21 protein-coding genes are annotated in these 26,979 nt (G+C 45.9%); 2 read left to right on the top strand and 19 right to left on the bottom strand.

What is annotated here, in order from left to right; all coding sequences use genetic code 11:
- Nucleotides 1-92 precede the first annotated feature (92 nt).
- The 19 genes from WKU26_RS07515 to rsmA form a co-directional block, all read right to left on the bottom strand.
- A complete protein-coding gene (locus tag WKU26_RS07515; protein WP_340321514.1) occupies nt 93-1,547 on the bottom strand; it encodes a Na+/H+ antiporter NhaC family protein in 1,455 nt (484 codons plus the stop codon).
- A gap of 253 nt (nt 1,548-1,800) precedes the next feature.
- Nucleotides 1,801-2,907, bottom strand: coding sequence for a sulfotransferase family protein (locus WKU26_RS07520; protein WP_340321495.1), 1,107 nt, complete (start codon nt 2,905-2,907; stop codon nt 1,801-1,803).
- Nucleotides 2,908-3,017: 110 nt separating this feature from the next.
- Nucleotides 3,018-4,511, bottom strand: a complete 1,494-nt coding sequence (gene cysN / locus WKU26_RS07525; RefSeq protein ID WP_340321496.1) for a sulfate adenylyltransferase subunit CysN — start codon at nt 4,509-4,511, stop codon at nt 3,018-3,020.
- A complete protein-coding gene (locus tag WKU26_RS07530) occupies nt 4,508-4,864 on the bottom strand; it encodes a four helix bundle protein (RefSeq protein WP_340321497.1) in 357 nt (118 codons plus the stop codon). The genes cysN and WKU26_RS07530 overlap by 4 nt, the downstream gene beginning before the upstream one ends.
- A 34-nt stretch (nt 4,865-4,898) precedes the next feature.
- The gene (cysD, locus tag WKU26_RS07535) at nt 4,899-5,810 is read right to left on the bottom strand and encodes a sulfate adenylyltransferase subunit CysD (RefSeq protein WP_340321498.1); all 912 of its coding nucleotides are present in this window, start codon (nt 5,808-5,810) and stop codon (nt 4,899-4,901) included.
- Nucleotides 5,811-5,862: 52 nt separating this feature from the next.
- Nucleotides 5,863-6,465, bottom strand: a complete 603-nt coding sequence (cysC, locus tag WKU26_RS07540) for an adenylyl-sulfate kinase (protein WP_178266174.1) — start codon at nt 6,463-6,465, stop codon at nt 5,863-5,865.
- Nucleotides 6,466-6,480: 15 nt separating this feature from the next.
- Complete coding sequence (locus WKU26_RS07545) at nt 6,481-8,025, bottom strand: SLC13 family permease (protein WP_340321499.1); 1,545 nt, start codon at nt 8,023-8,025, stop codon at nt 6,481-6,483.
- Between the two features lie 8 nt (nt 8,026-8,033).
- Nucleotides 8,034-8,843 carry a 3'(2'),5'-bisphosphate nucleotidase CysQ gene (gene cysQ / locus WKU26_RS07550; RefSeq protein ID WP_340321500.1) on the bottom strand — a complete coding sequence of 270 codons (810 nt, stop codon included), beginning with the start codon at nt 8,841-8,843 and terminating at the stop codon, nt 8,034-8,036.
- Between the two features lie 138 nt (nt 8,844-8,981).
- Nucleotides 8,982-10,631, bottom strand: a complete 1,650-nt coding sequence (locus tag WKU26_RS07555) for an amino acid permease (protein WP_340321501.1) — start codon at nt 10,629-10,631, stop codon at nt 8,982-8,984.
- A gap of 251 nt (nt 10,632-10,882) precedes the next feature.
- Nucleotides 10,883-12,202, bottom strand: a complete 1,320-nt coding sequence (locus WKU26_RS07560; protein ID WP_340321502.1) for a TolC family protein — start codon at nt 12,200-12,202, stop codon at nt 10,883-10,885.
- On the bottom strand, nt 12,199-15,234 hold the full coding sequence (locus WKU26_RS07565) for an efflux RND transporter permease subunit (RefSeq protein WP_340321503.1): 3,036 nt from the start codon (nt 15,232-15,234) through the stop codon (nt 12,199-12,201). The genes WKU26_RS07560 and WKU26_RS07565 overlap by 4 nt, the downstream gene beginning before the upstream one ends.
- A 10-nt stretch (nt 15,235-15,244) precedes the next feature.
- A complete protein-coding gene (locus WKU26_RS07570) occupies nt 15,245-16,321 on the bottom strand; it encodes an efflux RND transporter periplasmic adaptor subunit (protein WP_340321504.1) in 1,077 nt (358 codons plus the stop codon).
- Nucleotides 16,322-16,540: 219 nt separating this feature from the next.
- Nucleotides 16,541-17,560, bottom strand: coding sequence for a M20/M25/M40 family metallo-hydrolase (locus WKU26_RS07575; protein ID WP_340321505.1), 1,020 nt, complete (start codon nt 17,558-17,560; stop codon nt 16,541-16,543).
- A gap of 25 nt (nt 17,561-17,585) precedes the next feature.
- Nucleotides 17,586-18,521 carry a ribosome small subunit-dependent GTPase A gene (gene rsgA / locus WKU26_RS07580; protein ID WP_340321506.1) on the bottom strand — a complete coding sequence of 312 codons (936 nt, stop codon included), beginning with the start codon at nt 18,519-18,521 and terminating at the stop codon, nt 17,586-17,588.
- Between the two features lie 120 nt (nt 18,522-18,641).
- Complete coding sequence (gene frr / locus WKU26_RS07585; protein WP_178266183.1) at nt 18,642-19,202, bottom strand: ribosome recycling factor; 561 nt, start codon at nt 19,200-19,202, stop codon at nt 18,642-18,644.
- A gap of 182 nt (nt 19,203-19,384) precedes the next feature.
- Nucleotides 19,385-21,193: a DUF349 domain-containing protein gene (locus WKU26_RS07590; RefSeq protein ID WP_340321507.1), complete on the bottom strand. Its 1,809-nt coding sequence runs from the start codon at nt 21,191-21,193 to the stop codon at nt 19,385-19,387.
- 269 nt (nt 21,194-21,462) lie between these two features.
- On the bottom strand, nt 21,463-21,912 hold the full coding sequence (locus tag WKU26_RS07595; protein ID WP_340321508.1) for a hypothetical protein: 450 nt from the start codon (nt 21,910-21,912) through the stop codon (nt 21,463-21,465).
- Between the two features lie 167 nt (nt 21,913-22,079).
- Entirely contained in the window at nt 22,080-23,420 is a 1,341-nt protein-coding gene (gene mgtE, locus WKU26_RS07600) for a magnesium transporter (RefSeq protein ID WP_340321509.1), read from the bottom strand.
- 7 nt (nt 23,421-23,427) lie between these two features.
- Complete coding sequence (rsmA, locus tag WKU26_RS07605) at nt 23,428-24,234, bottom strand: 16S rRNA (adenine(1518)-N(6)/adenine(1519)-N(6))-dimethyltransferase RsmA (protein WP_340321510.1); 807 nt, start codon at nt 24,232-24,234, stop codon at nt 23,428-23,430.
- Nucleotides 24,235-24,336: 102 nt separating this feature from the next.
- Between rsmA and WKU26_RS07610 the strand changes: the two genes are divergently transcribed.
- Nucleotides 24,337-25,338, top strand: a complete 1,002-nt coding sequence (locus WKU26_RS07610; RefSeq protein WP_340321511.1) for a lysylphosphatidylglycerol synthase transmembrane domain-containing protein — start codon at nt 24,337-24,339, stop codon at nt 25,336-25,338.
- A gap of 99 nt (nt 25,339-25,437) precedes the next feature.
- On the top strand, nt 25,438-26,895 hold the full coding sequence (locus WKU26_RS07615) for an aminoacyl-histidine dipeptidase (protein WP_340321512.1): 1,458 nt from the start codon (nt 25,438-25,440) through the stop codon (nt 26,893-26,895).
- Nucleotides 26,896-26,979: the final 84 nt, after the last annotated feature.

The raw sequence follows: 26,979 nt of genomic DNA on the forward strand, positions 1-26,979 counted from the left end.
CAAAAGTTCTGGAAACGGAATACAGGCTTGTGTATACCATGCAGACTGTTTATGGAAATAGTTTGCAGAATGTTTCCTTTTTTTGAGATGTATTATGCAGCCAGTTCTTCCACTTCTGCCGGATGAATTTCGGCCTTGGGACGGCGGGCAATCTTATACCCGATAGCTGCAATGAAAATACTCATCAGCGGACTCAGCAGGTTGAAGAAGCAATAAGGAAGATAAGCCAGTGTAGGAACATTCAGGATGGTAGCCTGTGTCATTCCGCATGTATTCCAGGGGATAAGCGGAGAGGTCACGGTTACGGCATCTTCAGTCGTACGGCTCAGCAAGCTGCTGTCGTAACCTTCTTTTCGATATACCTCACCGAACATATTACCGGTGAGAATGATACTGATGTACTGATCGGCAGTGGCCAGATTCATAAACAGGCCCGAGCAGACAGTAGACGAAACAAGGCTTACACGGGTTTTCATGAAACGGATAAATACATTCATCAGACTCTTCAGCATACCACTGGCAGTGAGTGCACCTCCAAAGCACATGGCACACAGTATCAGCCATACGGTATTCATCATACCGGCCATACCGCGGGTAGCAACCAGTTCACTGAGTGCCGGACTTGCGGTAGACAGGCTGGTGCTGCCATAGCATCCCATCATCATTCCTTTAAAGAGGCTTTCTTCTCCGGCTACTTCACGCAATACCTCGGGCTGGAAAATAGCAGCTGCAATGCAGGCCAGAATGGTAGAGATAGAGAGGGTGATGATAGACGGAACTTTACGGGCAATTAGGATGGCAGTGACCAGTGGAACAATCAGCAGCCAGGGGGTGATGGTGAACCGTTGTTCCAGATGAAGTGCAACTTCCTGAATATGCTGAACGGAATGTGTATCGGTTGAAAATCCTAATAGGACAAAGAGTATCAGTGCAATGACGATGGAGGGAATGGTGGTGATCATCATGTAGCGGATGTGGCGGAACAGAGGTGTTTCAGTCACCGAGGCTGCCAGAATGGTTGTTTCGGACAGAGGAGACACCTTGTCGCCAAAATAAGCTCCCGAAATAATGGCACCTGCAATCCAACTCTCGTTAAATCCTTGTGCTTTGCCGATACCCAGCAGGGCGATACCGATGGTGGCGATGGTAGTCCATGAGCTTCCGGTCATCAGAGAAACCAGAATACAGATGAGGCAGGTTGATGCAAGGAAGAAACTGGGATGAATAATCTGCATTCCATAATAAATAAGCGTGGGTACTATACCGCTGAGCATCCAGATACCGCTCAGCGCACCGATGATGAGCAGGATGATAATGGATGTAGCTACTCCGGTAATGTTGTCTGTAATTGCTTTTTCGTAGTTCTTCCATGGAATGCGGTAGAAGACCATTCCTATTAAAATACACGAAGCGGTGGTGGCAAGCAGAGAAAGCTGGCTGCCTCCGTTTAAGGCGTCGCTTCCGAAAGTCTTTATGGTTGCAAATAGCATTCCTACCAGTATCAGGATAGGAATAAGAGATACAAGGGGGGAAGGAGTTTTGCTGATTGATTTCATTTGTATATTGTTATCCTAATTCATAAAACGCGCGCAAAGATACGTATAAATGTGTAATTATGCAATATTGCACTTAAAATAGGGGGATTAATACTTGTTAATAGAATAAATATACAAAATAAATGTGATAAATGTGTATATTTCTTGTTTAGAAGGAGTTATTATATATAGTCATTCCCGTTTTTCCTCCATTATGAAGGGAAAAACGGGAATGACTGTTGAATTGATAATGTAAGCCTTTGTTTTAGAGCTTGTATCCCCACTGGTCGAGTGCAAACGACCAATGCTTTTCTACCAGTTCCACGGTTTCGGGCTTGTACTGGTATTTGTTTTTCTTGTAGCCTTTTTTCTTGTTCACGTAAGCTTCGATGTCTTTTCGTGCCTCGTCGAAACCTGGAATGGAAAGCTTTTGATAGATTTCCTGTGTCAGATCGAAGGCATTGGTTTCGTAGTCTTCGAATTTTACTTCTACCAAGTTTCCTTCTGGGATAAAGTGTTTGTCGGCTTCATACTTGTGGTACAACTTGGCGTAAACCGACAGAATGTTTTCCTGCAGTTCTTCGTTGCTGATATCCTGAAGCTTCAGCGGCTGGATTGTATTGGTAAAGAAACTGCGTGTCGACTCGAATACGGTGTACGGGTTACGCATCAGGTAGATGAACTTGGCGTTCGGGAACATCTTGACCAGCTCTTTCACACGTCCGGTGTGAGGAGGGTTCTTGCTCAGGAACTGAGTTCCCTGCGTATTCCAGAGTGATATTTTTATCAGTTTGGTGAATACTTCTTCAAACACCTTCAGTTCTTCATCGCTGATGTCATCGAACAGCAGGTATTTGTCTGCATATTCCTGCATGTGTTTAGGCAGGAACCAGAAGTTGTAGTAAGTATAAGGCATCATGTTGGCCAGAGCAAACTCTTCCTCTTGAGGCAGGTCTACGGCCAGTTCCATGTTGTCTGTCGGGCGTTTGTCCGGCATCAGCCAACTCATATTTTTCTTGAAGAAAGGCTGTCCCCACATCATCAGGTGCGGGAAAACCGTCTGATAGGTAGTGTTGTAGCCGAAATGTTTGTCGCACGAAAATACATTGTGCATAAAGGTCGTTCCGCTACGCCAGTGTCCTAAAATGAAGACCGGGTCGTGTTCCAGAGGCTTCTGAGCCAACAGTTTTTCGTAGCGGCTGTCTTGTAGTGGCTTCAGTACAGACAACAGGCGGCATACCGCTTTGGTAAGACGGTATTTTCCCTTGTATGCGGCATCAATCTGTCGGCCCTGCGTAATCTGGTTGAAAGTTTTCCAGTCGGCTCCTACAAGTGTATTGATTGGTAATTTGCTAAATTCAAGTAATCCCATGGGTTTGAGTTTTTAAGTTCTTAAGTTTTTGAGTTCTTAAGTTTTTGAGTTCTTAAGTTTTTGATTTTCAGTATATATGACTGAATTCATAAACTCAAAAATTTAAAATATTAATGCTTTACCTCGATGGCAATACCCTGCTGAGCCAGAGCCTTGACAGCCTTGTCTACAGCTTCGTAATGTTCGGGAGCAATACCCAGTTTCGGAAGATCGAGTACCGGAAGTTGCATGCTCTGGTGCATATCCTTGTCTTCCACACGGTCTATAATCATACCTACGGCACTGGTATTGTTTGTAATCGGGTCGATAAGGATAAAGGCTCCTGTCGCTTTATTACGGTTGTATGCATCGAAGAACAATTCTTTCGAAGAAGTCAGTACCACACGTGCAATCTGGTTCAACTGCATGGGAACCTCTTCCTCTTTCAGACGTCCGTTTTCCACAGACAGGTGTTCCATGGTGTTGATATCTACCTTGTACTTGATGTGGTCTATGCGGGTACGGCTGGTGTTGGTAGTCTGTTTCAGGAAGAATGATTTTTCCAAATCCATCTTTTCTTCGTCCATCCATACCAGCATGGCTTCGAAGTTGCGTCCTATCATAGGCATATTATCGGGGTGTACCAGCATTTCTCCTCTTGATACGTCGATTTCGTCTTCCAGGGTAAGGGTAACCGACATCGGAGGGAATGCATAATCTGTTTCTCCTTCGTAGGTAACAATGCTCTTGACATGTGAACGTTTTCCTGACGGCAAGGCAACAACTTCGTCACCTTTGCGGACTACCCCCGAAGCTACTTTGCCACAGAATCCTCTGAAGTCGAGGTTAGGGCGGAGTACATATTGTACCGGATAGCGGAAATCGTTCAGGTTGTGGTCGTTTCCGATGTGTACGGTTTCGAGGTATTCCAGCAAAGAAACTCCGTCGTACCAGGGAGTACGGTCTGATTTCTCCACTACATTGTCGCCGTCGAGCGCCGAAAGCGGAATGCACTGTACGTCGGGGATTCCCAACGGTTCGATGAACTTGAGATAGTCGGCTACAATCTTGTCGAACACTTCTTTTGAAAAGTCTACCAAGTCCATCTTATTGACTGCCAATACCACGTGTTTGATACCCAGCAGCGATACCAGATAGGTATGGCGGCGGGTTTGTGTAATGACACCGGTACGTGCATCGACCAGAATGATGGCCAGATTGGCAGTAGAACCTCCGGTAATCATGTTACGGGTATACTGTTCGTGTCCCGGAGTGTCGGCAATGATGAATTTGCGGTTGTTGGTAGAAAAGTATCGGTAAGCCACATCAATGGTGATACCTTGTTCACGTTCCGCTTTCAGTCCGTCCAGCAACAAGGCATAGTCGATGTGTTCACCGGCATTTCCCATACGTTTGCTGTCGCGTTCCAGTGCGTCGAGCTGATCTTCGTAGAGCTTTTTGCTGTCGAAAAGCAAACGTCCGATAAGTGTTGACTTTCCGTCGTCTACCGAACCGGCTGTAAGAAAGCGCAGCAGGTCTTTTTGTTCGTCCCGATTCAGATATTCTTCAATTGACAATTGAGAATTGACAATTGACACGTTTTCATTATCTTGTTTTGTATTCATTTTGATTTCGTTTTGCAGGTTTTAATAATGGATATTAACATTCTGATAATTTCTCGGCAATCTTCAATGATGGAGTCATATTCGGCTTTTGAAATATAGTCGGTTTGTTGTAGCAACATAATCCAATACTCACTCTCGTTGGCTTCTTTCAGGGCTATGTTTAACTTGTGAATAAAGTCTGCCGTTGATTCGGCATGTTCACTTTCTTTTAGCAGAGCCCCGATTGCAGTGCCTGATCTGAGCAGTTGTTGGGATAAAACAAACTCCTTGCGGTTATATAGTAATTTATGCAAATTGACTATACGAACAGCAAAATGAAAAGCCTTTTCCATGATTATGTTTTCTTTCCCCATCGTTGTCAATTATGAATTATCAATTGTCAATTGACTAAAAGTATCCTTCCCGCTTCTTTTGTTCCATACTTGCCTCCTGGTCGAAGTCGATGACGCGGGTTGTACGCTCACTCTTGGTAGTAGTCATCATTTCCTCTACAATTTTCTCAATTGTGTCGGCTTCACTTTCGATGGCTCCGGTCAGCGGCCAGCATCCCAGGGTACGGAAGCGTATCTTTTTCATTTCTATCTTGTCGCGGTATTTTTCCGGCAGACGGTCATCGTCCGGCATGATAAGCTGTCCGTCGATGTTTATTACCGGACGTTCTTTGGCAAAATACAAAGGAACGATAGGAATATTTTCCAGACGGATATACTGCCAGATATCCAGTTCGGTCCAGTTGCTGAGCGGGAACACGCGGATGCTTTCTCCCTTACGGATACGTGCATTGTAGATATCCCACAATTCCGGACGCTGGTTTTTTGGGTCCCACTGATGGAATTCGTTACGGAAAGAGAAGATACGCTCTTTGGCACGTGATTTCTCTTCGTCGCGGCGTGCACCACCGAAAGCTGCATCAAATTTATATTTGTCGAGTGCGTGAAGCAGTGCCTGTGTTTTCATCAGGTCGGTATGTACCTTACTGCCATGAGTAAACGGTCCTACTCCTGCATTGAAAGCCTCCATATTGCTTTCTACAATCAGGTTCCAGCCATATTTTTTTGCATAGTCATCGCGGAATTGAATCATTTCCTTGAATTTCCATTTCGAGTCGATATGCATCAGCGGAAATGGAACTTTTCCCGGTGCAAAAGCTTTTTCGGCCAGACGTACCATTACCGACGAGTCTTTTCCGATGCTGTATAGCATGACCGGATTTTCAAATTCGGCAGCCACCTCTCTGATAATGTGAATCGATTCTGCTTCGAGTTCTTTCAGGTGACTTAAACGATATTCTTCTTTCATGTTTGTATTAAGTTTTTTTAGTTTCTTGTTTATTCAGTGATGAGGCTTGAACTTAAAATTTTACTTTCGGCAAAATCAGTTCCAACAGTTTGTTTACCGATTCTTCTACCGACAATTTGGAGGTATCGAGCGAAAGAGCCGGATGAGCCGGTACTTCAAATGGAGCCGAAATACCTGTAAAGTTTTTTATTTCTCCTCTTCTGGCCTTGGCATACAGGCCTTTTACATCGCGCCGCTCGCATTCCTCGAGTGGAGTACTGATGTATATTTCCATAAAATCTTGTTTGCCGATGATGTTTGCTGCCATTTCACGCATGTCGTTGTTCGGACTGATGAAAGCGGCCAGAGTGATGATACCTGTATCGACAAACAGCTTACCTATTTCGGCAATGCGGCGTATGTTTTCCATACGGTCTGCTTCAGAAAAGCCCAGGTTGTTGTTGATTCCGCTGCGTATGTTGTCGCCATCGAGAATGCGGCACAACAGTCCCCGTTTCTGCAACTCCCGTTCCATGGCAATGGCAAGAGTACTTTTTCCGGAACCACTAAGTCCGGTGAACCAGATCATGACTCCCCGCTGGTTTAGCAACTGCTCTTTGTCGGAGCGTCCCAGCATTTTGTCGAATATAGGATAAATATGAGTTGTTTCTTCCATAAACTTTATAATTGTTTAGAATTCCCATATTTGAGGTATTACAAATACGGAAATCAGAAATGTAATGATATTCAGAGGTAAACCGATACGTACGAAATCGGTGAACTTGTAGTTACCGATACCCTGTACAATCAGGTTGGTCTGATAGCCGATCGGCGTAGAGAAACTGGCCGATGCTGCCATGCAGATTACTACAAAGAAAGGCATCGGACTGACTCCCAGCTGTTGCGAAAGCGACAGAGCCAGCGGAAACGACAAGGCAGCCGCAGCATTATTGGTAATCAGTTCGGTAAAGATATTGGTAATGATGAACATGGCGGCCAACAGTACGTAAGGACCGTAATTGTGGCTCAGTCCGATGATGTAACCGGCAAGCAGGTCGGCTACTCCGGAGTTTTCCATCGCTTTACTGATGGCAAATGCACAGGCAATGGTAATCAGGATATCCCACGAAATGTATTTGGTATATTTGCGCGGAGGGAAAATCTTGGTCCATGCCATCAGCACTGTGGTGACTGAGACGAAGAAGAACATATCCAGTTTGATGCCTTCCGGCAACAGTTTCTGTATGGCTGGCAATTCGCCGATGGTAGCACCTATAATCATAATAAGCAGCAGAATCAGGGCAAACCATCGTTTTTTCTTTTGAGCCGGTTCGTGGTCTTTTCCGTTGGCAAGCATGATGAAGACAGACGATTCTCCCCATGTCTGGATAAAGCTGTCGTCTGCCAGAAGAATCAGGGTGTCTCCTTCGCGGAACCGTACATTGTTCAAATTGGTATATGTATGACCGTTGCGGCGAAGTTCTTTCACTTCGGCTCCGTAATGACGTTTGAAGTCGAAGTCGCTCACCCGTTTGTTGATACCGGGAAAGCGTGCTCCCAATACGGCTTCTACCGGGTGGAGAGAAGAATTTTCTTCGTCTTCAATGGCGGTATTGTCCGGACGGTTTGCCGGAAGCAGTTTGTGGGAAAACAGAAAGAGATAGATGATACCTGCAATGGCAATAAAGATACCGACTTTTCCGAGTTCGAACATGCTGAATCCTTTCATACCTGCTTCCTGAATCATACTGTGAACGACCAGATTGGTGGAAGTTCCTATCAGTGTACAGATTCCTCCCAGAATGGTGACATACGAAAGCGGAATCAGAAAATAAGTTGCAGGCAGTTTAACATAGTTGGCCCATCGCTTGATGATAGGGGCAAATATAACAACTACCGGAGTGTTGTTGAGAAAAGCCGAAATAAAGGCAATACTTGGTAACAGACGTAATTGTGCCTTGAATACGGTGGTCTGCTTTTGAGGCAGCAGTTTCTTGATGAATTGTGTCAAGGCTCCGCTTTGCCGGATTCCTTCACTGATCAGGAACAGCATGGCTACCGTAATCATTCCTTTGTTGCTGAATCCCTCCAGCATTTCTTTGGGGGTAAGGATGCCGGTACAGAGGAAGACCACTACTGCCGAGAACAGAATCATTCCCGGACGCATCTTGTCCATAACCAGTGCAGCCAGCATGGCTGTCAGTGTAAGAAGTACAATAATTATTTCAAATGTCATGGTCGGTTTTATTCTGCTATGAACCAGGGATTCAGTAAGTCGGTTTTATTGTATTGCAAGGGGAGAAGGCTACCCGCCTGATACACTTCTTTTCCTGCAGCACGTACGATGGCATGTCCGGCAGCAGTATCCCATTCCATAGTCGGGGCAAAGCGTGGATATACGTCGGCTTTTCCTTCGGCTATCAGACAGAGTTTCAGAGAACTTCCTATGGAAACGGTTTCTACGTGACCATGTTTATCTTTCATCTCTGCAATGTATTTTTCGGTTTCTTCTGTCAGGTGAGACCGTGAAGCCACTACCATAAATGTATGGTCAGGTTCTTGAGGATAGGGCAGACGGTGTGCACCGGCTGCCAGTTCGTCGAAGCTGGCAGGAAGATTTTCCTCTGTCACGTTGTTTATTTTGAAGGCTCCTTCCGCATAGTCGGCAAAGTAAAGTACCTGTTTTTCCGGTACATAAATTACTCCCGCTTCGGGTATCCCCTTTCTTACGTAAGCTATATTTACAGTAAATTCTCCGTTGCGTTTGATAAACTCTTTTGTTCCGTCCAGCGGGTCGACAATCCATAATTCATTCCAGCTTTGCCGTTCTTCTACCGGGATTTTCTTTCCTTCTTCGCTGAGTATAGGATAGGGTGTGTCTGCCAGTGTAGAAGCAATTACTTCGTGCGCCTTGCGGTCTGCAATCGTCAAAGGTGAATTGTCAGCTTTTCTCTCTATCTCAAAATCCGCATTCGGATCGTTGTAAACGTTTTTTATTTTCTTGCCGGCCTTTACTGCGGCTTGAATGGCAACAAATAATATATTCTTATCCATGATTATTTAAATGGTTGTAAAATAACAGTTTTTTTAAGACTTAAAACTGGTATAATCTTCTGTTTTTTTGTCCTGTATCTTCATTTATAACTTCTTTTAATAGATACGAAGCAAAAGAGCAGAGTCAGAGTATGGCTTTTATTTATGCGAATGTTTCCACATTCTCCACATGTAGTATGCGCAATGGGTGAAGGCAAAGACAAACGAAATGATAAGTAGTGTCTGGTCTGCATTCCAGCCTACTGTCTGCTGATGCCAAAGTCCGGTGATGACGCATAATACCGAGAGAATCAGTCCCATGATGTTCAGCACCATGTCTCCTTTGCGGTGTCGCAGATTGGGCTCCAGTTTACTGTGTCTGATACCGTATACCGAGTAGATATCCAGTCCTATCAGCATCCAAAGTACCAGACGGATCCATGTATCGGCCGGAAGGAAACACATCATGCAGAGGCAGGTCAGAATTCCCAGGATAGGAATAACCGGGACAAACGGAGTCTTGAAGGCACGGTGTGCGTCGGGCATGGTTTTCCGTACTATCAGTACGGCTGCACATACCAGAGTAAAGGCCAGCAGGGTACCGATACTGGTCATTTCGCCTGCTACTTCGGCCGGAACAAATCCCGCCAGCAGACCTACTATCACCATAAACAGGAGGTTGCTGTGCATAGGGGTACGGTATTTCTCATTGATGCGTGAGAAGAAAGGAGGAAGCAGGCCGTCGTGGCTCATGCTCAGGAATACACGGCTTTGTCCGAGTAGGGTGACCATAATCACGGAGCAATACCCGAAAAGGATAGCCAGTACGATGGCTTTGTTCAGCCAGGGGTAGGCGGGTACAATGACACCGTCGGCACCGGGAGTACCCATGTGTTCGATGGCTACTGCCACGGGGGCGATTCCTTCCTGTCCGCTGAATTCGGAATAGTGTGCTACTCCCGTCATTACGTGGGCAAACAGAATGTACAGGATGGTACATACCAGTAACGACATCAGAATACCGATAGGCATGTTGCGGCGGGGATTTCTGGTCTCCTGTGCGGCGGTACTTACCGCATCAAATCCCAAAAAGGCAAAGAATACGATGGCGGCTCCGCGCAAGATGCCCGACAGGCCGTATTCGCCCAAAGCTCCCGTATTTTCAGGAATATAAGGTATGTAGTTTTCTGTACGGATAAACTGCCAGCCTAAAATGACAAATACCAGAATAACAGCTATTTTCAGAAATACAATCAGACCGTTTACGAAAGAACTGCCTGCTGTACCGCGCATCAGAATGAGGCTCATGGCTATTACAATGAGAATAGCCGGAATGTTGACAATCCCGCCGTCCCACGGACAGGCTGTAAAGGCATGTGGCAGTTCGATACCGATGCTGTTCAGGAAGAACACCATGTACCGGCTCCAGCTGATACTGACCGTGGTGGCGGCTACGGTATACTCCAGTACGAGGTCCCAGCCTATAATCCAGGCAATGAGTTCTCCCATGGTAGCATACGAGTAAGTGTACGCACTTCCTGCTACGGGTATCATGGAGGCAAACTCGGCATAACACAGTCCGGCAAAACAGCAGCCTATGGCGGCAATGATAAACGACAGGGTGATGGCAGGACCGGTATATCCGGCTGCTACTGTTCCTGTAATGGAGAACAGACCGGCTCCGATAATGACTCCTACCCCTAAGGCTATTAAGCTGATGGGGCCTAACACTCTTTTCAGGCTTTTGCTGCCCGATTGTTCTGCTTCTGCTTGCAGTGCTTCTATACTTTTCTTGATGAATAATCCCATGGTTGATATTATATAGTTTCTTGCAAAGATACAAATAAAAACGGTAACCCGCTCTTTGGGAAAAAGAGCGGGTTACCGCTGAGGTGCGAACGGGTAAAAATAACCGCTCTGTCCGGCTTGTATAAGTCCCGTTTTACGCGACAAGTATCGAAGGCTCACGATACTTGTATCGTTGGCTTACGTGACTAGTATCGTGAGCCAACGTGACAAGTCGCGTTTTTTGAGGCAGCAAAGCATCGTTTGAAAGGCATTTACTCCAGGTAAGTAGTGATTCTTCCACTGAGTTGAAGCAGGGAAATTTCACACATCTTCGTGTCGTATTCGGCAGAGAGGATACGTTCTTCGGCATCCAGCAGACTTTTCTGTGCTTCACGCATTTCGATACCCGAAAGGTCGCCCAGCAGATAACGTTCTTTGGCGATTTCATGGTTTTCGCGGGCTGCTATCAGATTCTGCCGTTCCAGATTCAGCAGGCGGAGGTTGTTGCGGTAAGCCTGCCACAGGTTGCTCAGGTCGGCACGAAGTCCCTGTTCCACCTCTTCGCGTGCCAGTTGGGCATTTCGTATCGCCAGACTGGCATTCCGCTTTTCGCGGCGGCGGTTACCGTCGAACAGGTTGAATCCTACGGTGATTCCTCCGCTGAATCCCCAGTTGCTGCGGCTGCGTATGGCATTTACATCGTATTTGTTCAGTGTATACCCATATCCGGCATTCAGCTTTACGTAAGGATAGTTGCGCGACAAGACTTTCTTATAATCCAGTTGGGCAAGGGTAGAGTTCTGGTCGGCTTTCAGCAGGCTGGCATTGGTTGCCAGAGTGGCTTCCCACAACTCACCGAAGTTGAGCCAGTCTTTTACATCAATCAGCGAGTCTTTCACCCGTACCGGACGGTCTACATCCTTGTTGGCCATCAGTTCGTTCAGGTTGATGCGCGAAGTGTGCACCAGTTCCTGCTGCTTCATGTACTGGGCACTGTCGGCATTGAAGTCCACCTTGGCCTGCTGGTAATCCAGGCGCGAGAAGTTACCGATGTGGTAACGCTCTTCTACGATACGCAGACGTTCTTTGGAAAGCGATACGGCATACCGGAAATTCTTCAGTCGGATTTCCTGCTGCACATAGTTGTAGTATTCGGCAGCCAGCGTGGCGATGAAGTCTTCAATGGCAATGCGGGTATTGGTTGCACCCTGACGTTCCAGCACCTGCAGTTCCTTATAGGTTGTCGTAATGTTGAATCCGTCGAAAATCGTCCAGTTCAGGTCGATGCCGGCATCCAGTGTCTGGTCGAATACTCCCCGTTGTCTGCTGGTTACATCCGTAGCCCGGTCTTTGCTGTCCGAGCTATTCACACTTCCCGAATATCCCGCTGTAAGGTCGAGTGTAGGCAAGTAGCCTGCATTGGCCAGTGTGGCATTGTTCTTGCTCATCTGTTCCTCGTTGCGGGTAATACGCAGCGAGTAGTTGTTCATCAGTCCTTCTTCCAGACACTGTTTCAAGGTATATTCGTATTGTGCCTGTGTGGGCAGTGTGATACCCGCCAGAATAATTGCTATATAGAGGATACGTTTCATGCCTTCTTGATTTTTTTGCTTCGGTTAGTAGATATATACGAATAAATGGCCGGTACGATATACATGGTGAGGAAAGTAGAAACCAGCATACCTCCCACCACGGCAATACCCATGGCAATACGCTGGTTGGCACCTTCTCCGGTTGCATAAGCCAGCGGGATAAGTCCCAGGATGGTAGACGCACTGGTCATCAGGATAGGACGCAGACGCTGCAAGGCGGCATCGCGTATGGCAGTCATCTTGTCTTCTCCGCTCTCCTGCTTCTGGTTGGCAAATTCCACAATCAAGATACCGTTCTTGGCTACCAGCCCAATGAGCATGATGATACCAATCTGGCTGAAGATGTTCATGGTAATATCATTGAAGTACATGAAAACCAAGGCTCCTGCAATAGCCAGCGGTACGGTAAGCATGATGATGAACGGGTCTTTGAAGCTTTCGAACTGGGCAGCCAGAATCAGGTAAATCAGAATCAGTGCCAGAATGAAGGCAAACATCAGGCTCGAAGAACTTTCGCGATAATCCTTCGAGTCGCCGGAGAGGGCGGTACGGAAGGTATCGTCCAGTACTTCCGAAGCAATTTTATCCATCTCATCCAAACCTTCGCCAATGGTCTTGCCTTCGGCCAGTCCGGCAGAAATCGTGGCCGACAGGAAACGGTTGTAGTGATACAGCTTGGGCGGAGTAATCGATTCTACAAATTCCACCAAGTTGTCCAGCTGAATCATTTCTCCCTTGTCGCTCCGGATATAGATAGACTTGATGTGTGCCGGCTGGTTACGCTGCTGTCGGTTGATCTGTCCCAATATTTCGTATTGCTTGCCGTTCATGTAGAAATACCCCATACGCTGCCCGCTCAATCCGTATTGCAGGGTAGAGGCAATGTCGCGTACGTTCACTCCCATGGTTCCGGCCTTGTCGCGGTTGATGTGGACACGTACTTCCGGACTGCTGAATTTCAAGTCTACATCGGCCATCTGGAACACCGGATTGTCGTATACGCGGTTCAGGAACTCAGGCAATACCTTTTCCAGTTTTTCAAGGCTGACAGCCTGCAATACATACTGGATAGGCATGCTGCTGCGGCGTCCGCCAAAAGAAGACTGCTGACGTACAAATGCACGTGCTTTGGTCTTGCTCTTAATGGCTTTCGAAATCTTCTCGGCTACCTCCATCTGAGTATAGTCGCGCTCTTTGATGTCTTTCAGTATGACACTGATGTATCCGCTACCACTCGAAACACGGGCAGTAACTGCTGCTGCATCGGGCACCAGCGAGTCGACCAGTGCATTGAGGTCTTCCGTATAGTCGCGGATGTATTCGTAGCTGGCACCTTCTGCCGCCTTGGTCATGATGTTGATTTGAGAACGGTCTTCGAGTGGAGCCATTTCCGAAGGAATGTAGTTCCACAGGAATCCGATGAGTATCAGCGTAAGAATAATAAACGGAATGGCAATGATTCTCTTTTTTAGAAAAGCCTCCAGAGAGCGTCCGTATACCCGGTTCATCCCATCGAAGAAAGGTTCGGTCTTGCGGTAGAACCAACTTTGCTTTTCGCGGTGTTTCAACAGCTTGGTAGCCAGCATCGGAGTAAAGGTCAGTGCGGCAAACGAGGAAATGATAACCGAACCTGCCACTACGAAGCTGAACTCACGGAACAGGCGTCCGCTGGTACCTTCCATAAAGACAATGGGAAGGAACACGGCTACCAGTGTGATGGTGGTAGAGATAACGGCAAAGAAAATCTCCTTCGCTCCTTCGATTCCGGCTTCGAAGGGTTTCATTCCCTTCTCGATACGGATGTAGATATTTTCCGTCATTACGATGGCATCGTCGACTACCAGACCTACGGAGAGTACCACCGCCAGCATGGTCAGTACGTTGATGGAGAATCCGGCCACATACATCACAAAGAATGCACCGATAAGCGATACCGGAATCACGATACACGGAATCAGCGTTACACGCCAGTCGCGCAGGAACAGGAAGATAATGATGATAACCAGTGCAAAGGCTTCGTATACGGTGCTTTCTACTTCGGCAATAGACGCACGGATAAACTTGGTATTGTCGAACCCGTAACTGAAGTCTACATCGTCGGGCAAGTCTTTGCGCATCTGTTCCATGCGCTGGTATACGGCATCGGCAATTTCAATGTGGTTGGCTCCCGGCTGTGGGATGACTACCACACCTACCATCGGTACTCCGTTCATTTTCATGTAGCTCTTGATATCGGCAGCACCCAGTTCGGCATAACCTACATCGCTGAGGCGGATTACCTGACCGTCTACTTCCTTTATCACTACATTGTTGAATTCTTTGGCGGTATGCATCTGCCCCATGGTGCGGAGAGTAAGTTCTACGGTATTTCCTTCTATACTGCCCGAAGGGAGTTCCACGTTCTCATTGTCCATGGCATTCTTGATGTCGACGGGGGTAATGCCATAGCCGGCCATTTTAGTAGGGTCGAGCCACAGACGCATGGAGTAGCGTTTCTCCCCCCAGATGGATACACTACTTACATCGGAAATAGTCTGCAACTGTTCCTTTACGGTGAGGTCGGCTATTTCACTCAACTCCAGCAGCGAGCGGCGGTCGCTTCGGATGGCAACCATCAGAATCGGACTGGCGTCGGCATCGGCTTTCGAAACGGTAGGAGGGTCGCAGTCCCGAGGCAAGTAACGCTGTGCACGCGAAACCTTGTCGCGCACGTCGTTGGCAGCGGTTTCCAGGTCGACAGAAAGCTCAAATTCTACGGTAATACGGCACTGTCCCTGCTGGCTCACACTGGAGAGGGAGCGGATACCGGGAATACCGTTGATGTTCTGTTCCAGCGGTTCGGTAATCTGGTTTTCTATCACATCTGCATTGGCTCCGGAGTAGCTGCAGGTTACGGAGATAATCGGGTTGTCTACCGACGGGTATTCACGTACCCCCAAAGTAGTATATCCTATCATACCGAAGAGCAGGATAATAATGGTGAGTACGGTAGCCAATACCGGCCGGCGAATACTTAATTCGGATATATTCATGGCTGCGGTATTAGTTTAGTTGATCAATGGTGACAGGCATTCCGGTACGGAGCTGTAAGGTTCCGGAAGTGAGAATGGTATCGCCGGCAGAAAGCCCTTTTACAATCTGGATTTCAGCTTCCGTACGGATACCGATTTCCACATCTACAGGATATGCTTTTCCGGAACGGTATACAAAGACTTTGTTTTTACCCATTTCGGGAACAATCGCTTCCGAAGGAATGGCAATGGCATCGCTGATTTCTTCCTGTTTCAGCGATACATCTGCATAGCGTCCCGGAAGCAGAAGTCCGTTGTGGTTCGGATAAATGGCACGTACGGTCAGGGTATGTGTCTCGGGGTCGATGCTCGACTCGGTAGCATATACCTGAGCCTTAAACTCTTCCAGCTTTCCTTCTATTTTGAAAGTCAGATTGGTACCTTTCCGTATCTGGCGTGCATAGCGTTCGGGTACGGCAAATTCTACTTTAAGCGGCGTAATTTTGGTCAGTTTGGCAATGACGGTAGTAGGAGAGGCATAAGCACCGGTACTTACCTGGCGCAGACCGATTACTCCATCAAACGGAGCACGAAGTTCTGTCATGGCAATGCTGGCTTTTACATTCTCGATGTCGGCATGCAGAGTGGCAAGTTCGGTCTTTACCTGTTCGTAGGCCTCCTTACTCACTGCATCGCGCTGCAGCAGGGCATTCTGACGGAATACCCGGTCTTCTGCCAGAGGCATCTGAGCCTCCAGACGGGCGAGCTGTGCCTGAAGCTGGCTGTCGTTCACCTTGGCCAGCAACTGTCCTTTTTTTACAGAACTACCTTCAGTAAAGTTGATGTCTATGATTTTTCCGGAAGCTTCAAACGAGAGATCCACCTCTTCGTCCGGCATCAACTTTCCACTGACGAAAAGCTGGTCGGCTATCAGATGTGGTTTTATAATCTGTCCGTTTACGTTTAAAGCTTTTTTACTTTCCTGAGGCTTTACATCTTCTATCTTCTTCAGTTCTTCGTTTTCTCTGGGGGTAAAAGTATGAATACCCAGTCCTATAAGGCCGGCACCTACACAAAAAATGATTCCCCACTTTATACTTTTGTTCATGTGTCATTCAAATCTAACTTATTCCCAATTTTTAACTTTGGAAAACAAACATAGGGAAATGTTTAATAGAGAAATATTTTTTTAATGATTTTTTATATTTGAGTCAGATAGAAGGTTGTAGACTGTAGGATAAAAAATATGGGCTTATACGTTGCTGCGTATAAGCCCATATACTATACAGATATAAGTAGCCTTTACTCCATTAAAGGCAGTCTGTCTTTAGAACTTCTGATTTGCCATTTTCCATGCACCCAGGAAAGAAGCCTTACTGATTTCCACCACTTTCTCCCAGTTGATTTTGTAAGCTTCATCGCCCGGCATGTGATAATCCGGATGTCCGTTGGTATGATACCACATGATAGGAATCTGCAGGCGTGCAAAAGTAGCATTGTCACTTCCTCCCACAGGGTTGTCCCACGGGCGGTAATCCGGTTCAAGTTGCAGGTTGTACTGTTTTACATCCTTTTTCAGCCATTCGCCGAAAGCCGGAGTCGCTTCGGTGTACATAAATGCTACGTGCTTCGGACGTGATTCATCCATGTTACGGCCTATCATGTCGAAATTCAGATACCCCTTCACTTTCTTGATGTCCGGATAAACCTGTGCAAAATACTTCGAACCGAGCAATCCTTTTTCTTCTCCGTCCCAGAATGCGAAAATCACGGTACGTTCCGGCTGTTCTCCTGTAGCCAGAAAGGCACGGGCAATCTGCAGTACTGCCGAAACTCCCGAAGCATTGTCGTCGGCTCCGTTGTAAATCTTGTCTCCGTCCAGCATCGGATCGTATCCCAGGTGGTCGTAATGTGCACCTACAATTACAATTTCATCTTTTTTCTTTCCCTCTATTTTCCCCAGTACATTGCGCATGGCATATTTCTGATGCACCGGTTGTGCCTTGATTGCGGCAATCGAGTCGGGATGTACCTGCAGACGTCCGGGTTTGGCACGTTCTGCACGGTAAGCTTCAAACGGCTGGAAATAACTGTCGAACAGCGGTTCAATTCCCCACAACTGCAACAATGAAGCAATATACTGTCCTGCAATTCGTCCTCCTTGCCATCCTGCTTCCCGTCCTTCCAGTTCGTCGGCAGCAAGAAATCCGATGGTAGCTTCGGCGCTGGCTCTATTGATGGTGGCAAGTCCTTTCTTTTCAGCGTCACACTGCGTGCGCGATGCGGCATCGATTTGGGCACATACGGCACAAATCAGGGCCAAAAATAAAATGCGGAATTTTGTCATGATAATAGGGCTGGTTTTAAGTTTGTTAATAAGCTGAACGGTATTTCCCTTCCTCTTTATCTTCCAGTATATTCAGATAGGAAGTATACCTTGATTCGCTGATATAATGTTTTTCTACGGCTTCACGTACAGCACATCCGGGTTCGTGACGATGTGTACAGTTTCCATACTTGCATTGGGCCGACATTTCGAATATCTCCTTAAAGTAATGACCTACTTCTTCATCCTTCATGTCGAACGTTCCGAATCCTTTGATACCCGGTGTATCGATGATGTATCCATCTCCTTCTACCGGAAACATTTCGGAGAAAGTAGTGGTATGCATACCCTTGTTATGATATTCGGAAATTTCTCCGGTTCGCAGTTGCTGGTCGGGCAGGATGGCGTTAATCAATGTCGATTTTCCCACTCCCGAATGTCCGGAGAACAGAGTGACCTTTCCGGCCAGGCTCTCTTTCAGTTCCTGAATGCCGGTTTGGTTCAGTGCCGATACCCGATAGCATGGATAGCCGATGTGTGTATACAAGTTGATTAAAGCCTCCAGATAATGCTGTTCTTCCTCGGTATACCGGTCCACTTTGTTGAACACCAGACTTACCGGTACCCGATAAGCCTCTGCCGATGCCAGAAAGCGGTCGATGAAGACAGTCGATGTTTCCGGATAATTTACGGTCACAATCAGCAGACACTGATCCAGATTGGCTGCAATGATATGCGATTGTTTCGACAAGTTGGAAGCCCGTCGGATGATGTAATTCTTCCGGTCTTCTATTTCGGTGATAAATGCCGTACCTTCCGTATTGGGAGCAATCTTTACATAGTCACCCACGGCAATGGGGTTGGTGCTTCTGATCCCTTTCAGACGGAAGTTTCCCTTTATCTTGCATTCTATCAACTGGTTGTCTTCTGTCTTGACCAAGTACCAGCTTCCGGTATTTTTTATAACTAAGCCTTTATTCAAACCTGTGTATTTTTAAGAAAAGTGAAATAAAAAAAGAATGAAGAATGGAACGGAAGAATTACCAGCCTTTCAGGCCAAGTCCATTCTCCGGTTTCTATTCTTCATTCTTCCTTGTTTGTATTATACAGTCATGATTTCTTTGTCCTTGGCTGCCAGCATGTCGTCAATCTGCTTGATAAACTTGTCGTGTACCTTCTGCAGTTTGGCTTCAGAGTTCTTCTGTTCATCTTCCGGCATACCGTCTTTCACTGCTTTTTTCAGTGCATCCATAGCATCGCGGCGTGCATTACGTACACTGACTTTTGCAGTTTCGCCTTCACCTTTACACTGTTTTGCCAGCTGTTTACGGCGTTCCTCAGTCAAAGGAGGAATACCCAGACGGATGATTTCTCCGTTGTTTTCCGGCATGATACCTAATTCTGAGTCGATAATTGCTTTTTCAATAACGCGGAACATGCTCTTGTCCCATGGTTTGATGGCAATACTGCGTGCATCAGGAGTAGTCACTGCAGCCACATTGTTGATGGGCACCATGCTTCCGTAAGAGTCTACGCGAATGCCGTCCAACAGACGTACGTCCGCTTTTCCTGCGCGGATATGTGCCAATGCATCGTCCAAATACATAATTGCCATGTCCATTTTTTCTTCAGCTTCCTGAAGAATCGTTTTAGAATCTGCCATATTGTTGTTCTTTTTAAAGTTTATCAGTTTATAAAATAAGGATTTATGCGAACAAAAATACGTTATTTTTTATTCTTCTGCAATAGTTGTTCTTTAAAAGGTAGAATTATTTGCCGCCGGCTTCAAGACATAAAAAAACGGCTTGCCGCAGTGGCAAGCCGTACTGATATATGAGAGTCAGACTATTTCTCGTTGGCCAGTGTTTCATCGATAGCCTGTATCTTCTTCACGATAAGTTCCATATCTCCTTTCAGGCGTTCAATTTTTTTGCCGATTTCTCCTACCAGCGAATTACCTTTTTTCGAACTGGAATTGAGGAAACCCAAATTGTTTTCGTAAGTTTTGATATCGGCTTTCAGCTTTTCGTAGTTACGCATCAGTCTTTCACGTTCGCGGTACAGGTTTTCGGTCTTTCCCAGTCCCGATTTAAACGTATTCAGTTTCTTTTCCGAAGCCGAAACATGCAACTTGTCGAAAAGTTTGTCTACCAGTCCGTGAAACTCCTTGTAGATACGGTCTTTATCTTTGAAAGGCACATGACCTATACTGTTCCATTCCTTGATCAACTGTCGGATTTCTTCAGATACATTTTTATCTGTATCTCCCGAAGCATCCAGATCAGACAGTTGGCGTATGATTCCTTTTTTCTTTTCCAGGTTCTCCATCTCTTCCGAACGTTGTGAAGAAGTCGCCTTGTTTTTCTGGGCAAAGAAATAGTCGCATGCACTGATAAAACGTTTCCATACCCCGTCCGAATGTTTTTTAGCTATCGGTCCCACTGTTTTCCATTCCTTCTGCAGTTTAGTCAGGATTTCGGCTGTTTCTTTCCAGTCGGTACTGTCTTTCAGCGCCTCTGCCTTTTCGCACAACTCTCTCTTTTTCTGAAGATTTGCAGCCATTTCTTCTTTTATAGCCTTGTAGAACACAGCCTTCCGTTTGAAGAAGTCGTCGCATGCAGCGCGGAAGCGTTCAAAAATCTTGACGTTCATTTTCTGCGGTGCAAAGCCTATGGTTTTCCATTTAGCCTGCAATGCCAGTATTTCCTGTGTCTTTTCCTCCCAGTCGACAAAGGTAGTAAACGTATCATACTCCATTGCTTCCACAATCTCGCAGATTACGGTTTTCTGATCCAGGTTATTCTGCTCTTTTTCTTTTTGCTCCTCGAAATGTTTCTGATGGCGGCGGTTGACAACGGAAGAAGCATCTTTAAACCGTTTCCAGATACTGTCTCTCAATTCTTTTGCCACAGGTCCGATGTTGCGGAATTCCTGATGAAGTTTTTGCAGTTGGTGGAAAGCGGAGACAGGGTCATTGGCTTCTGCCAGCTTTTCGGCTGCTTCACACAAATAAGTTTTCTGTTCCAGGTTTTTCTTGAAGTCGTATTCTCTGAATTCATTGTTCAACTTCACCATGTCATAGAACTTCTCGGTATAGTGCTGGTAGTTTTTCCACAATTCATTGGCCTTGTTTGCCGGTACCAGTTTAATGTCGTTCCATTCCTGCTGCAATTGCTTGAATTCATTGTATATGCTGTTGGTATCTTCCTGATTTTCGGTCAACTCCTTCATTTTCCCCAGAATGGCGAGTTTTTTCTGAAGGTTTTCTTCCTTTATCTGCTCCTGTTCAGCAGCAATACTGTTTCTTTTTTCTTTGATTTGTGCCATTACTTCTTTCATGGCTCCTTCAAGTGGCTCTGCTTTCACTGTGTAGTCTTCGGCAGTGCCTCCGGCTTCTATATACGCCTTATATGCCGCATCCTGTTCGGCATGCAGCATTTTATAGAACGATTGTTTCAGTGAGTCGATTTCCTGTTTGTCTGCATTGCAAGGATCCAGACTGATTTCTTTTAGACGAGCTACAATATCTTCTTTTGTACGTTTTGTGTGATGTACAGCCATATTGTTGTTAGCTTCGTTAGTTGTAACCGAAGTTTCAGGCATGTTGTCTGCATTTACTTCAGTTAAGGGGCGATTGGTGTCATTTGCTTCCATCGTATGTAGAATTTAAAGTATCATCGATACTGTTTATTGTAAAGTTGAATTACAAATTAAGAAAATAAAATCTGATTTTCATATTATTTTGTGAATTATTTTATTGCTTATTGTGCATAAGTTCTTCTGATAGCTGATTTAATGAATTATTCCAATAAATGAAATGCCGTTTCCCATAATAGTGAGAAACGGCATTTCACAAGGAAAAATGACTGATGTTATGAGTCTTGGAAATATTTAAAGCGATGATTGTATTCGGATATCGGTTTTCAAGAAAATATTGGATAAATATTATCTCCCCAATAGTCTAATACTAAAGTCCGAATACATGTTGCCAAAAATAACCAACACAGTCCACCTGCCAGCAAGACTGCTTTTTTATGATGGCAGTAGTAAAGAACAGCTGTTGCTGTAATCGCTATATTACAAAAATCTTGGCATAAGAGTATTACAGATTCTTTAAAAAAGAAAATGTGGGAGGGTAGAGATAAGATAAGCATACCTATATACAAAGGAAGCAAGACTTTTAGCATTCCTGCACTTTTTTCATACTTTGACAAGGCTATATAAAATAATATCGCATAAAAGATTCCTCCTAAAAGTATAGAGAAGGAAAAGTGTGAATCTAACTTCGTTATATACACATCAATGTACCTGAGCACAAATTCTAGCAAAACTCCGGAAAGGGAGAGTAGAAGTAATTTCCCAAATAGTTTCATAATTATTAGCTTAAGTAGTTTTGTAATAATGTTTATAAAAAATAGAATTTAATAGTTATATAAAAAAAACAAATTCCGTCTTGGTGCGCATTGTGATGAATGCGTGACGGAATTTGTCAATGCAAAAGTATTTTTTTTTTATAAATATGCAAATTTGTAAGGTGCTTTTATGACAGCAGAACCGTAATCCCCATATACATCAGCATACCGATGATGTCGTTTGTAATCGAGATAAAGGGTCCTGTGGCAATAGCCGGATCTATTTTCAGTTTTTCCAGCGTCATCGGTACCAGCGTACCGAAAATAGATGCAAACATCACTACGGCAAATAGGCTGATGGAAACAGAATAACTTACGGTAGCATGGGCTCCAAAGCGGATAAAGTTATAAATATATACCAGCATGGAAATGATGGTTGCATTGATCAAGGCTACGACTGATTCCTTCAGAACCTGTTTGAATGTATTCTGTGCATCCAGCGAGTTGTTGGCCAGACCCTGTACCACAAGCGCCGACGACTGTGTACCCACATTTCCTCCGGTACCACCAATCAGCGGAATGTAAAGTGCCATTTCCGGATGAGCGGCAAAGGTGGAATCAAAATTTCCCAGAATCATGGAGTTGCCTATACCTCCCAGCATTCCGATAATCAGCCAGGGCAGGCGTGCGGTAGTCTGACGGAACACGTTATCGTCCGATTCTACATCCTGCGACAAACCCGAAGCCAACTGATAGTCACGTTCTGCCTGTTCACGTACCTCATCCATTACGTCGTCTACGGTAATCCGTCCCACCAGTCGTCCGATACTGTCCACTACAGGCACCGCCACCAGGTCGTACTTCTCGATAACCTGTACCACATCCTCTATCGGTGTGTCCACATGCACCGATACCGGATCTTTCTTCATGACATGTTTTACCTTCGAAACAGACGGGCTGGTAATCATCTTCTTCAGCGGAAATACCCCCCGCAGCCGTTCGTCATCATCCACTACATATACATAATAAATTTCATCCATGTCCTCCGCCTGAATACGCATTTCGCGCAGACATTCGGGCATACTCCAGTTCTCGTTTACGATGACCATTTCCGTACCCATCAAACCGCCGGCAGTATCTTCATCGTACTTCAGCAAGTCTACGATGTCTCCGGCCTGTTCAATGTCTTCAATGTGCGAGAGAACCTCTTCCTGCTTGTCTTCATCCATCTCACGGATAATGTCTACCGCATCGTCCGAGTCCATGTAGTCCACGAACCGTTTGGCGATGGTTTCCGAAGGCAACAGGTCGAGGAATCGTTTACGCGCATCCTCATCCATTTCAATCAGCACGTCGGCAGCCTTTTCGTTGTCGAGCAGCAGATAGATAAACCGGGCCTCTTCCGCATCCAGCTCGTTGCAGAGTTCTGCGATATCGGCCGGGTGCAGGTCCTTCAATATCTCTTTCAGTTTCTCCGACTCCTTGTTTTCAATCAAGTCGGATACATTTGTCAAGTCATCGTTGTTCATTGTAGTATTACTCCTCTACGTTGCTTGTTTGCGCTCCCAGGGCTTCTTCCACCCGGTTTGTCAGATCAATAAACTCCTGTACCGAAAGCTGTTCCGGCCGTTTGTTGAAGATGGGGTTCGCACTCAGTGGATTTCCTTTTTCCAGAATAGGTGAAATTGAGTTACGCAGCGTTTTGCGTCGCTGGTTGAACGTAGTCTTCACGATTTGCTTAAACAACTTTTCGTTGCATCCCAATTCCGTCACCTCGTTTCTGGTCATACGTATCACGGCACTCTTCACCTTGGGAGGAGGGTTAAACACATGTTCGTGCACGGTAAACAGGTATTCCACCTTGTACCATGCCTGTATCAGTACACTCAGTATGCCATAAGTCTTGTTGCCCGGTTTGGCGGCAATACGTTCTGCCACTTCCTTCTGTATCATACCCGTACAGCAGGGAATCAGGTCCTTATAGTCGAGCATCTTGAAGAAAATCTGGCTGGAAATATTATACGGATAGTTTCCGGTCAGCACAAACGGTTTTCCGTCGAAGAGGGTAGACAGGTCCATTTTCAGGAAGTCCTGTTCTATGATGTTATCTCCCAGCTGTGCGAAGTTCTCCCTCAGATATGCCACCGATTCAAAATCCAGCTCCACCACCTTTACCGGTCGTTCTTTCCGGATGAGAAACTGGGTTAACACTCCCATACCCGGTCCCACCTCCAGAATCGGAAGCGTAGGGCAGGTGTCCACTGTATCGGCTATATCCTGAGCCACTTGCAAGTCTTTCAAAAAGTGCTGTCCTAAAAACTTTTTGGGTTTTACTGTTTTCATTCCGTATATATTTTCTCGATATTAATATAAGAATTATTCCGGCAAGATGTTATCTTTGCATCATGCAAAGTTAAGCATTAATCTTAAATAAACAGACAGGTTTTGAAACGAACTGATATAAAAATAACAAAGCTCCTGAACAAATCCTTTCAAATCATTTTGCCTTTGTTGTTCGGAGCAGCCATTTTGATATGGACCTATTACGATTTCGATTTTAGTCGTGTACACGATGTACTGTTCGGGGGAATGCGTTACGACTGGATGCTCTTTTCCTTACTCTTTGGTGTCTTGGCCCATTTGCTTCGCGGCTGGCGATGGAATCTGGCATTGGCTCCTTTGGGCGAATATCCCCGCCTGTCCAATAGCGTATATGCCATATTCGTATCCTATGCAGCCAATCTGGTCATTCCCCGTATCGGCGAAGTTTCCCGTTGCGGCATCCTTGCCAAGTACGATGGCGTATCCTTTCCCAAGTCGTTGGGCACCGTCGTTACAGAGCGCATTATCGATACCGTTTGCATCGGTTTCATTACGTTGACTACCATTCTGTTGCAGTCGGGCGTATTTGCCGCCTTTTTCCGTCAGACCGGTACCGACCCCACTTTTTTCCTCAGTCTCTTTTCTTCTACCAACTTCTACATCACCCTCCTTTGTCTGGGAGCCGTACTGGTAGGATTAGTCTGGATGATACGAAACCTCTCCCTTTTCGTCAGGATACGCGGTCTTTTCCGCAACATTTGGGAAGGCTGTCTTTCCGTACGTCATGTGCAGCATCCCCTCCTTTTCATACTCTATACCATCGGTATCTGGATTTGCTATTTCCTGCACTTCTATATCACCTTCTACTGCTTCAGTTTCTCTGCCGGTTTAGGATGGATGGCAGGACTTGTACTCTTTGTAGTCGGCAGTATAGCTGTCATTGTTCCCACCCCCAACGGAGCCGGAGCATGGCATTTTGCGGTCATCACCATGATGATGATGTACGGCATCAGTAAAGAAGATGCCGGAATATTTGCTCTTTTGGTGCATGGAGTTCAAACATTTTTATTAATTTTGTTAGGCATATATGGATTAGTGGCTTTGCCGCTTGCAAATAAGAAGTAAGTGCAGAGTCTTTTTCATACCAATTGGATGTTTGGTTTCAAACGTTCACTTGTTATCTTGTCCACTGATTAGAACATAAAATTTAAAAACTTTAAACCAATGAATGAAATTCTTTCTTTAGCTCCACAGAATGTGTGGAAGCATTTCTATTCTTTGACTCAGATTCCCCACCCGTCGGGTCATCTGGAGAAAATTCAGGCGTTCTTGTTGGAGTTTGGTAAGAATGCAGGTGTAGAATCTTTCCAGGACGAAGCCGGAAACATCATCTACCGTAAACCGGCTACTCCGGGTATGGAAGACTGTAAAACAGTGATTCTGCAGGCACACATGGATATGGTTCCTCAGAAGAACAAGGAAACCGTACACGATTTCGTAAACGACCCTCTCCAGCCTTACGTAGACGGTGAGTGGGTAAAAGCCAAAGGCACTACATTGGGAGCAGACAACGGTATGGGTGTAGCAGCCATCATGGCCGTAATGGAAGACAAAACCCTGAAACACGGTCCGCTGGTAGCCCTGATTACTTCCGATGAAGAAACCGGTATGTACGGTGCATTCGGACTGAAACCCGGAACCATCGAAGGAGATATCCTTCTGAACCTCGACTCAGAAGACGAAGGTGAACTCTATATCGGTTGTGCAGGAGGCGAAGACCTCACTGCCACTCTTGAATACAAAGAAGAACCTACCGATCCGGAAGATGTAGCATTGAAAGTGACATTGAAAGGATTGCGTGGCGGTCATTCCGGTATCCAGATTGGCTGGGGACATGCCAATGCCAACAAGCTGATGGCACGTTTCCTCAATCAGGTGATTACCTACGATGAGGCTTGCCTCGTATCATGGGAAGGCGGCAACATGCGCAATGCCATCCCGCGCGAATGCGAAGTAGTCATCACTGTTCCGGCTACCGAAGTAGAAGACGTATTGGCTTTCGTAGGCGAATGCGAACAGGTATGGCGTGACGAATTTGCTACCATCGAAGAAGGCATCAGCTTCACAGCAGAACGTGTAGACCTTCCGGCTACAATGGTGCCCGAAGAAATCCGCGACAACCTCGTAGACGCAATCTTTGCTTGTCCTAACGGCGTAGAACGTTTCATTCCTACTATCCCCGATACAGTAGAAACATCTTCAAACCTGGCCATTGTAGAAATCGGTGGCGGTAAGGCAGCAGTGAAAGTGCTTACCCGCAGTTCACGCGAATCGATGAAAGACTACCGCAACACAGCTATCGAAAGCTGCTTCTCTATGGCAGGAATGCATGTAGTACGCAGCGGCGGTTATTCCGGATGGGAACCCAATGTCAACTCACCGATTCTCCATGCCATGAAAGAATCTTACAAGGCACAGTTCGGCGAAGAACCGGAAGTGAAAGTTATCCATGCCGGTCTCGAATGCGGTATTATCGGTGCTGTTATCCCGGGCTTAGACATGATTTCCTTCGGTCCGACACTTCAGTGTCCTCACACCCCCGAAGAACGCTGTCTGATTCCTACCGTATCCAAGTTCTACGATTTCCTTGTAGCTACACTGGAAAATACTCCGAAGAAATAAAGCACAAAAAAACGGGGAGACGTTTGTGAACGTCTCCCCGTTTTTTTGTATGCAGTTTTTAAGTTTATAAGTTTTTTAGTTTTT

The sequence above is a fragment of the Phocaeicola sp. HCN-40430 genome (assembly GCF_037890285.1).
Lineage (GTDB): Bacteria > Bacteroidota > Bacteroidia > Bacteroidales > Bacteroidaceae > Phocaeicola > Phocaeicola acetigenes.

Excerpts from the sequence above, each read along its gene's own strand:
- frr (WP_178266183.1), bottom strand. The coding sequence starts at position 19,202 with ATGGCAGATTCTAAAACGATTCTTCAGGAAGCTGAAGAAAAAATGGAC.
- mgtE (WP_340321509.1), bottom strand. The coding sequence starts at position 23,420 with ATGAACAACGATGACTTGACAAATGTATCCGACTTGATTGAAAACAAG.
- cysQ (WP_340321500.1), bottom strand. The coding sequence starts at position 8,843 with ATGGATAAGAATATATTATTTGTTGCCATTCAAGCCGCAGTAAAGGCC.
- WKU26_RS07565 (WP_340321503.1), bottom strand. The coding sequence starts at position 15,234 with ATGAATATATCCGAATTAAGTATTCGCCGGCCGGTATTGGCTACCGTA.
- WKU26_RS07560 (WP_340321502.1), bottom strand. The coding sequence starts at position 12,202 with ATGAAACGTATCCTCTATATAGCAATTATTCTGGCGGGTATCACACTG.
- WKU26_RS07520 (WP_340321495.1), bottom strand. The coding sequence starts at position 2,907 with ATGGGATTACTTGAATTTAGCAAATTACCAATCAATACACTTGTAGGA.
- WKU26_RS07595 (WP_340321508.1), bottom strand. The coding sequence starts at position 21,912 with ATGAAACTATTTGGGAAATTACTTCTACTCTCCCTTTCCGGAGTTTTG.
- WKU26_RS07570 (WP_340321504.1), bottom strand. The coding sequence starts at position 16,321 with ATGAACAAAAGTATAAAGTGGGGAATCATTTTTTGTGTAGGTGCCGGC.
- rsmA (WP_340321510.1), bottom strand. The coding sequence starts at position 24,234 with ATGAAAACAGTAAAACCCAAAAAGTTTTTAGGACAGCACTTTTTGAAA.
- WKU26_RS07590 (WP_340321507.1), bottom strand. The coding sequence starts at position 21,193 with ATGGAAGCAAATGACACCAATCGCCCCTTAACTGAAGTAAATGCAGAC.
- WKU26_RS07615 (WP_340321512.1), top strand. The coding sequence starts at position 25,438 with ATGAATGAAATTCTTTCTTTAGCTCCACAGAATGTGTGGAAGCATTTC.
- WKU26_RS07530 (WP_340321497.1), bottom strand. The coding sequence starts at position 4,864 with ATGGGGAAAGAAAACATAATCATGGAAAAGGCTTTTCATTTTGCTGTT.
- cysD (WP_340321498.1), bottom strand. The coding sequence starts at position 5,810 with ATGAAAGAAGAATATCGTTTAAGTCACCTGAAAGAACTCGAAGCAGAA.
- WKU26_RS07555 (WP_340321501.1), bottom strand. The coding sequence starts at position 10,631 with ATGGGATTATTCATCAAGAAAAGTATAGAAGCACTGCAAGCAGAAGCA.
- cysN (WP_340321496.1), bottom strand. The coding sequence starts at position 4,511 with ATGAATACAAAACAAGATAATGAAAACGTGTCAATTGTCAATTCTCAA.
- WKU26_RS07545 (WP_340321499.1), bottom strand. The coding sequence starts at position 8,025 with ATGACATTTGAAATAATTATTGTACTTCTTACACTGACAGCCATGCTG.
- WKU26_RS07575 (WP_340321505.1), bottom strand. The coding sequence starts at position 17,560 with ATGACAAAATTCCGCATTTTATTTTTGGCCCTGATTTGTGCCGTATGT.
- cysC (WP_178266174.1), bottom strand. The coding sequence starts at position 6,465 with ATGGAAGAAACAACTCATATTTATCCTATATTCGACAAAATGCTGGGA.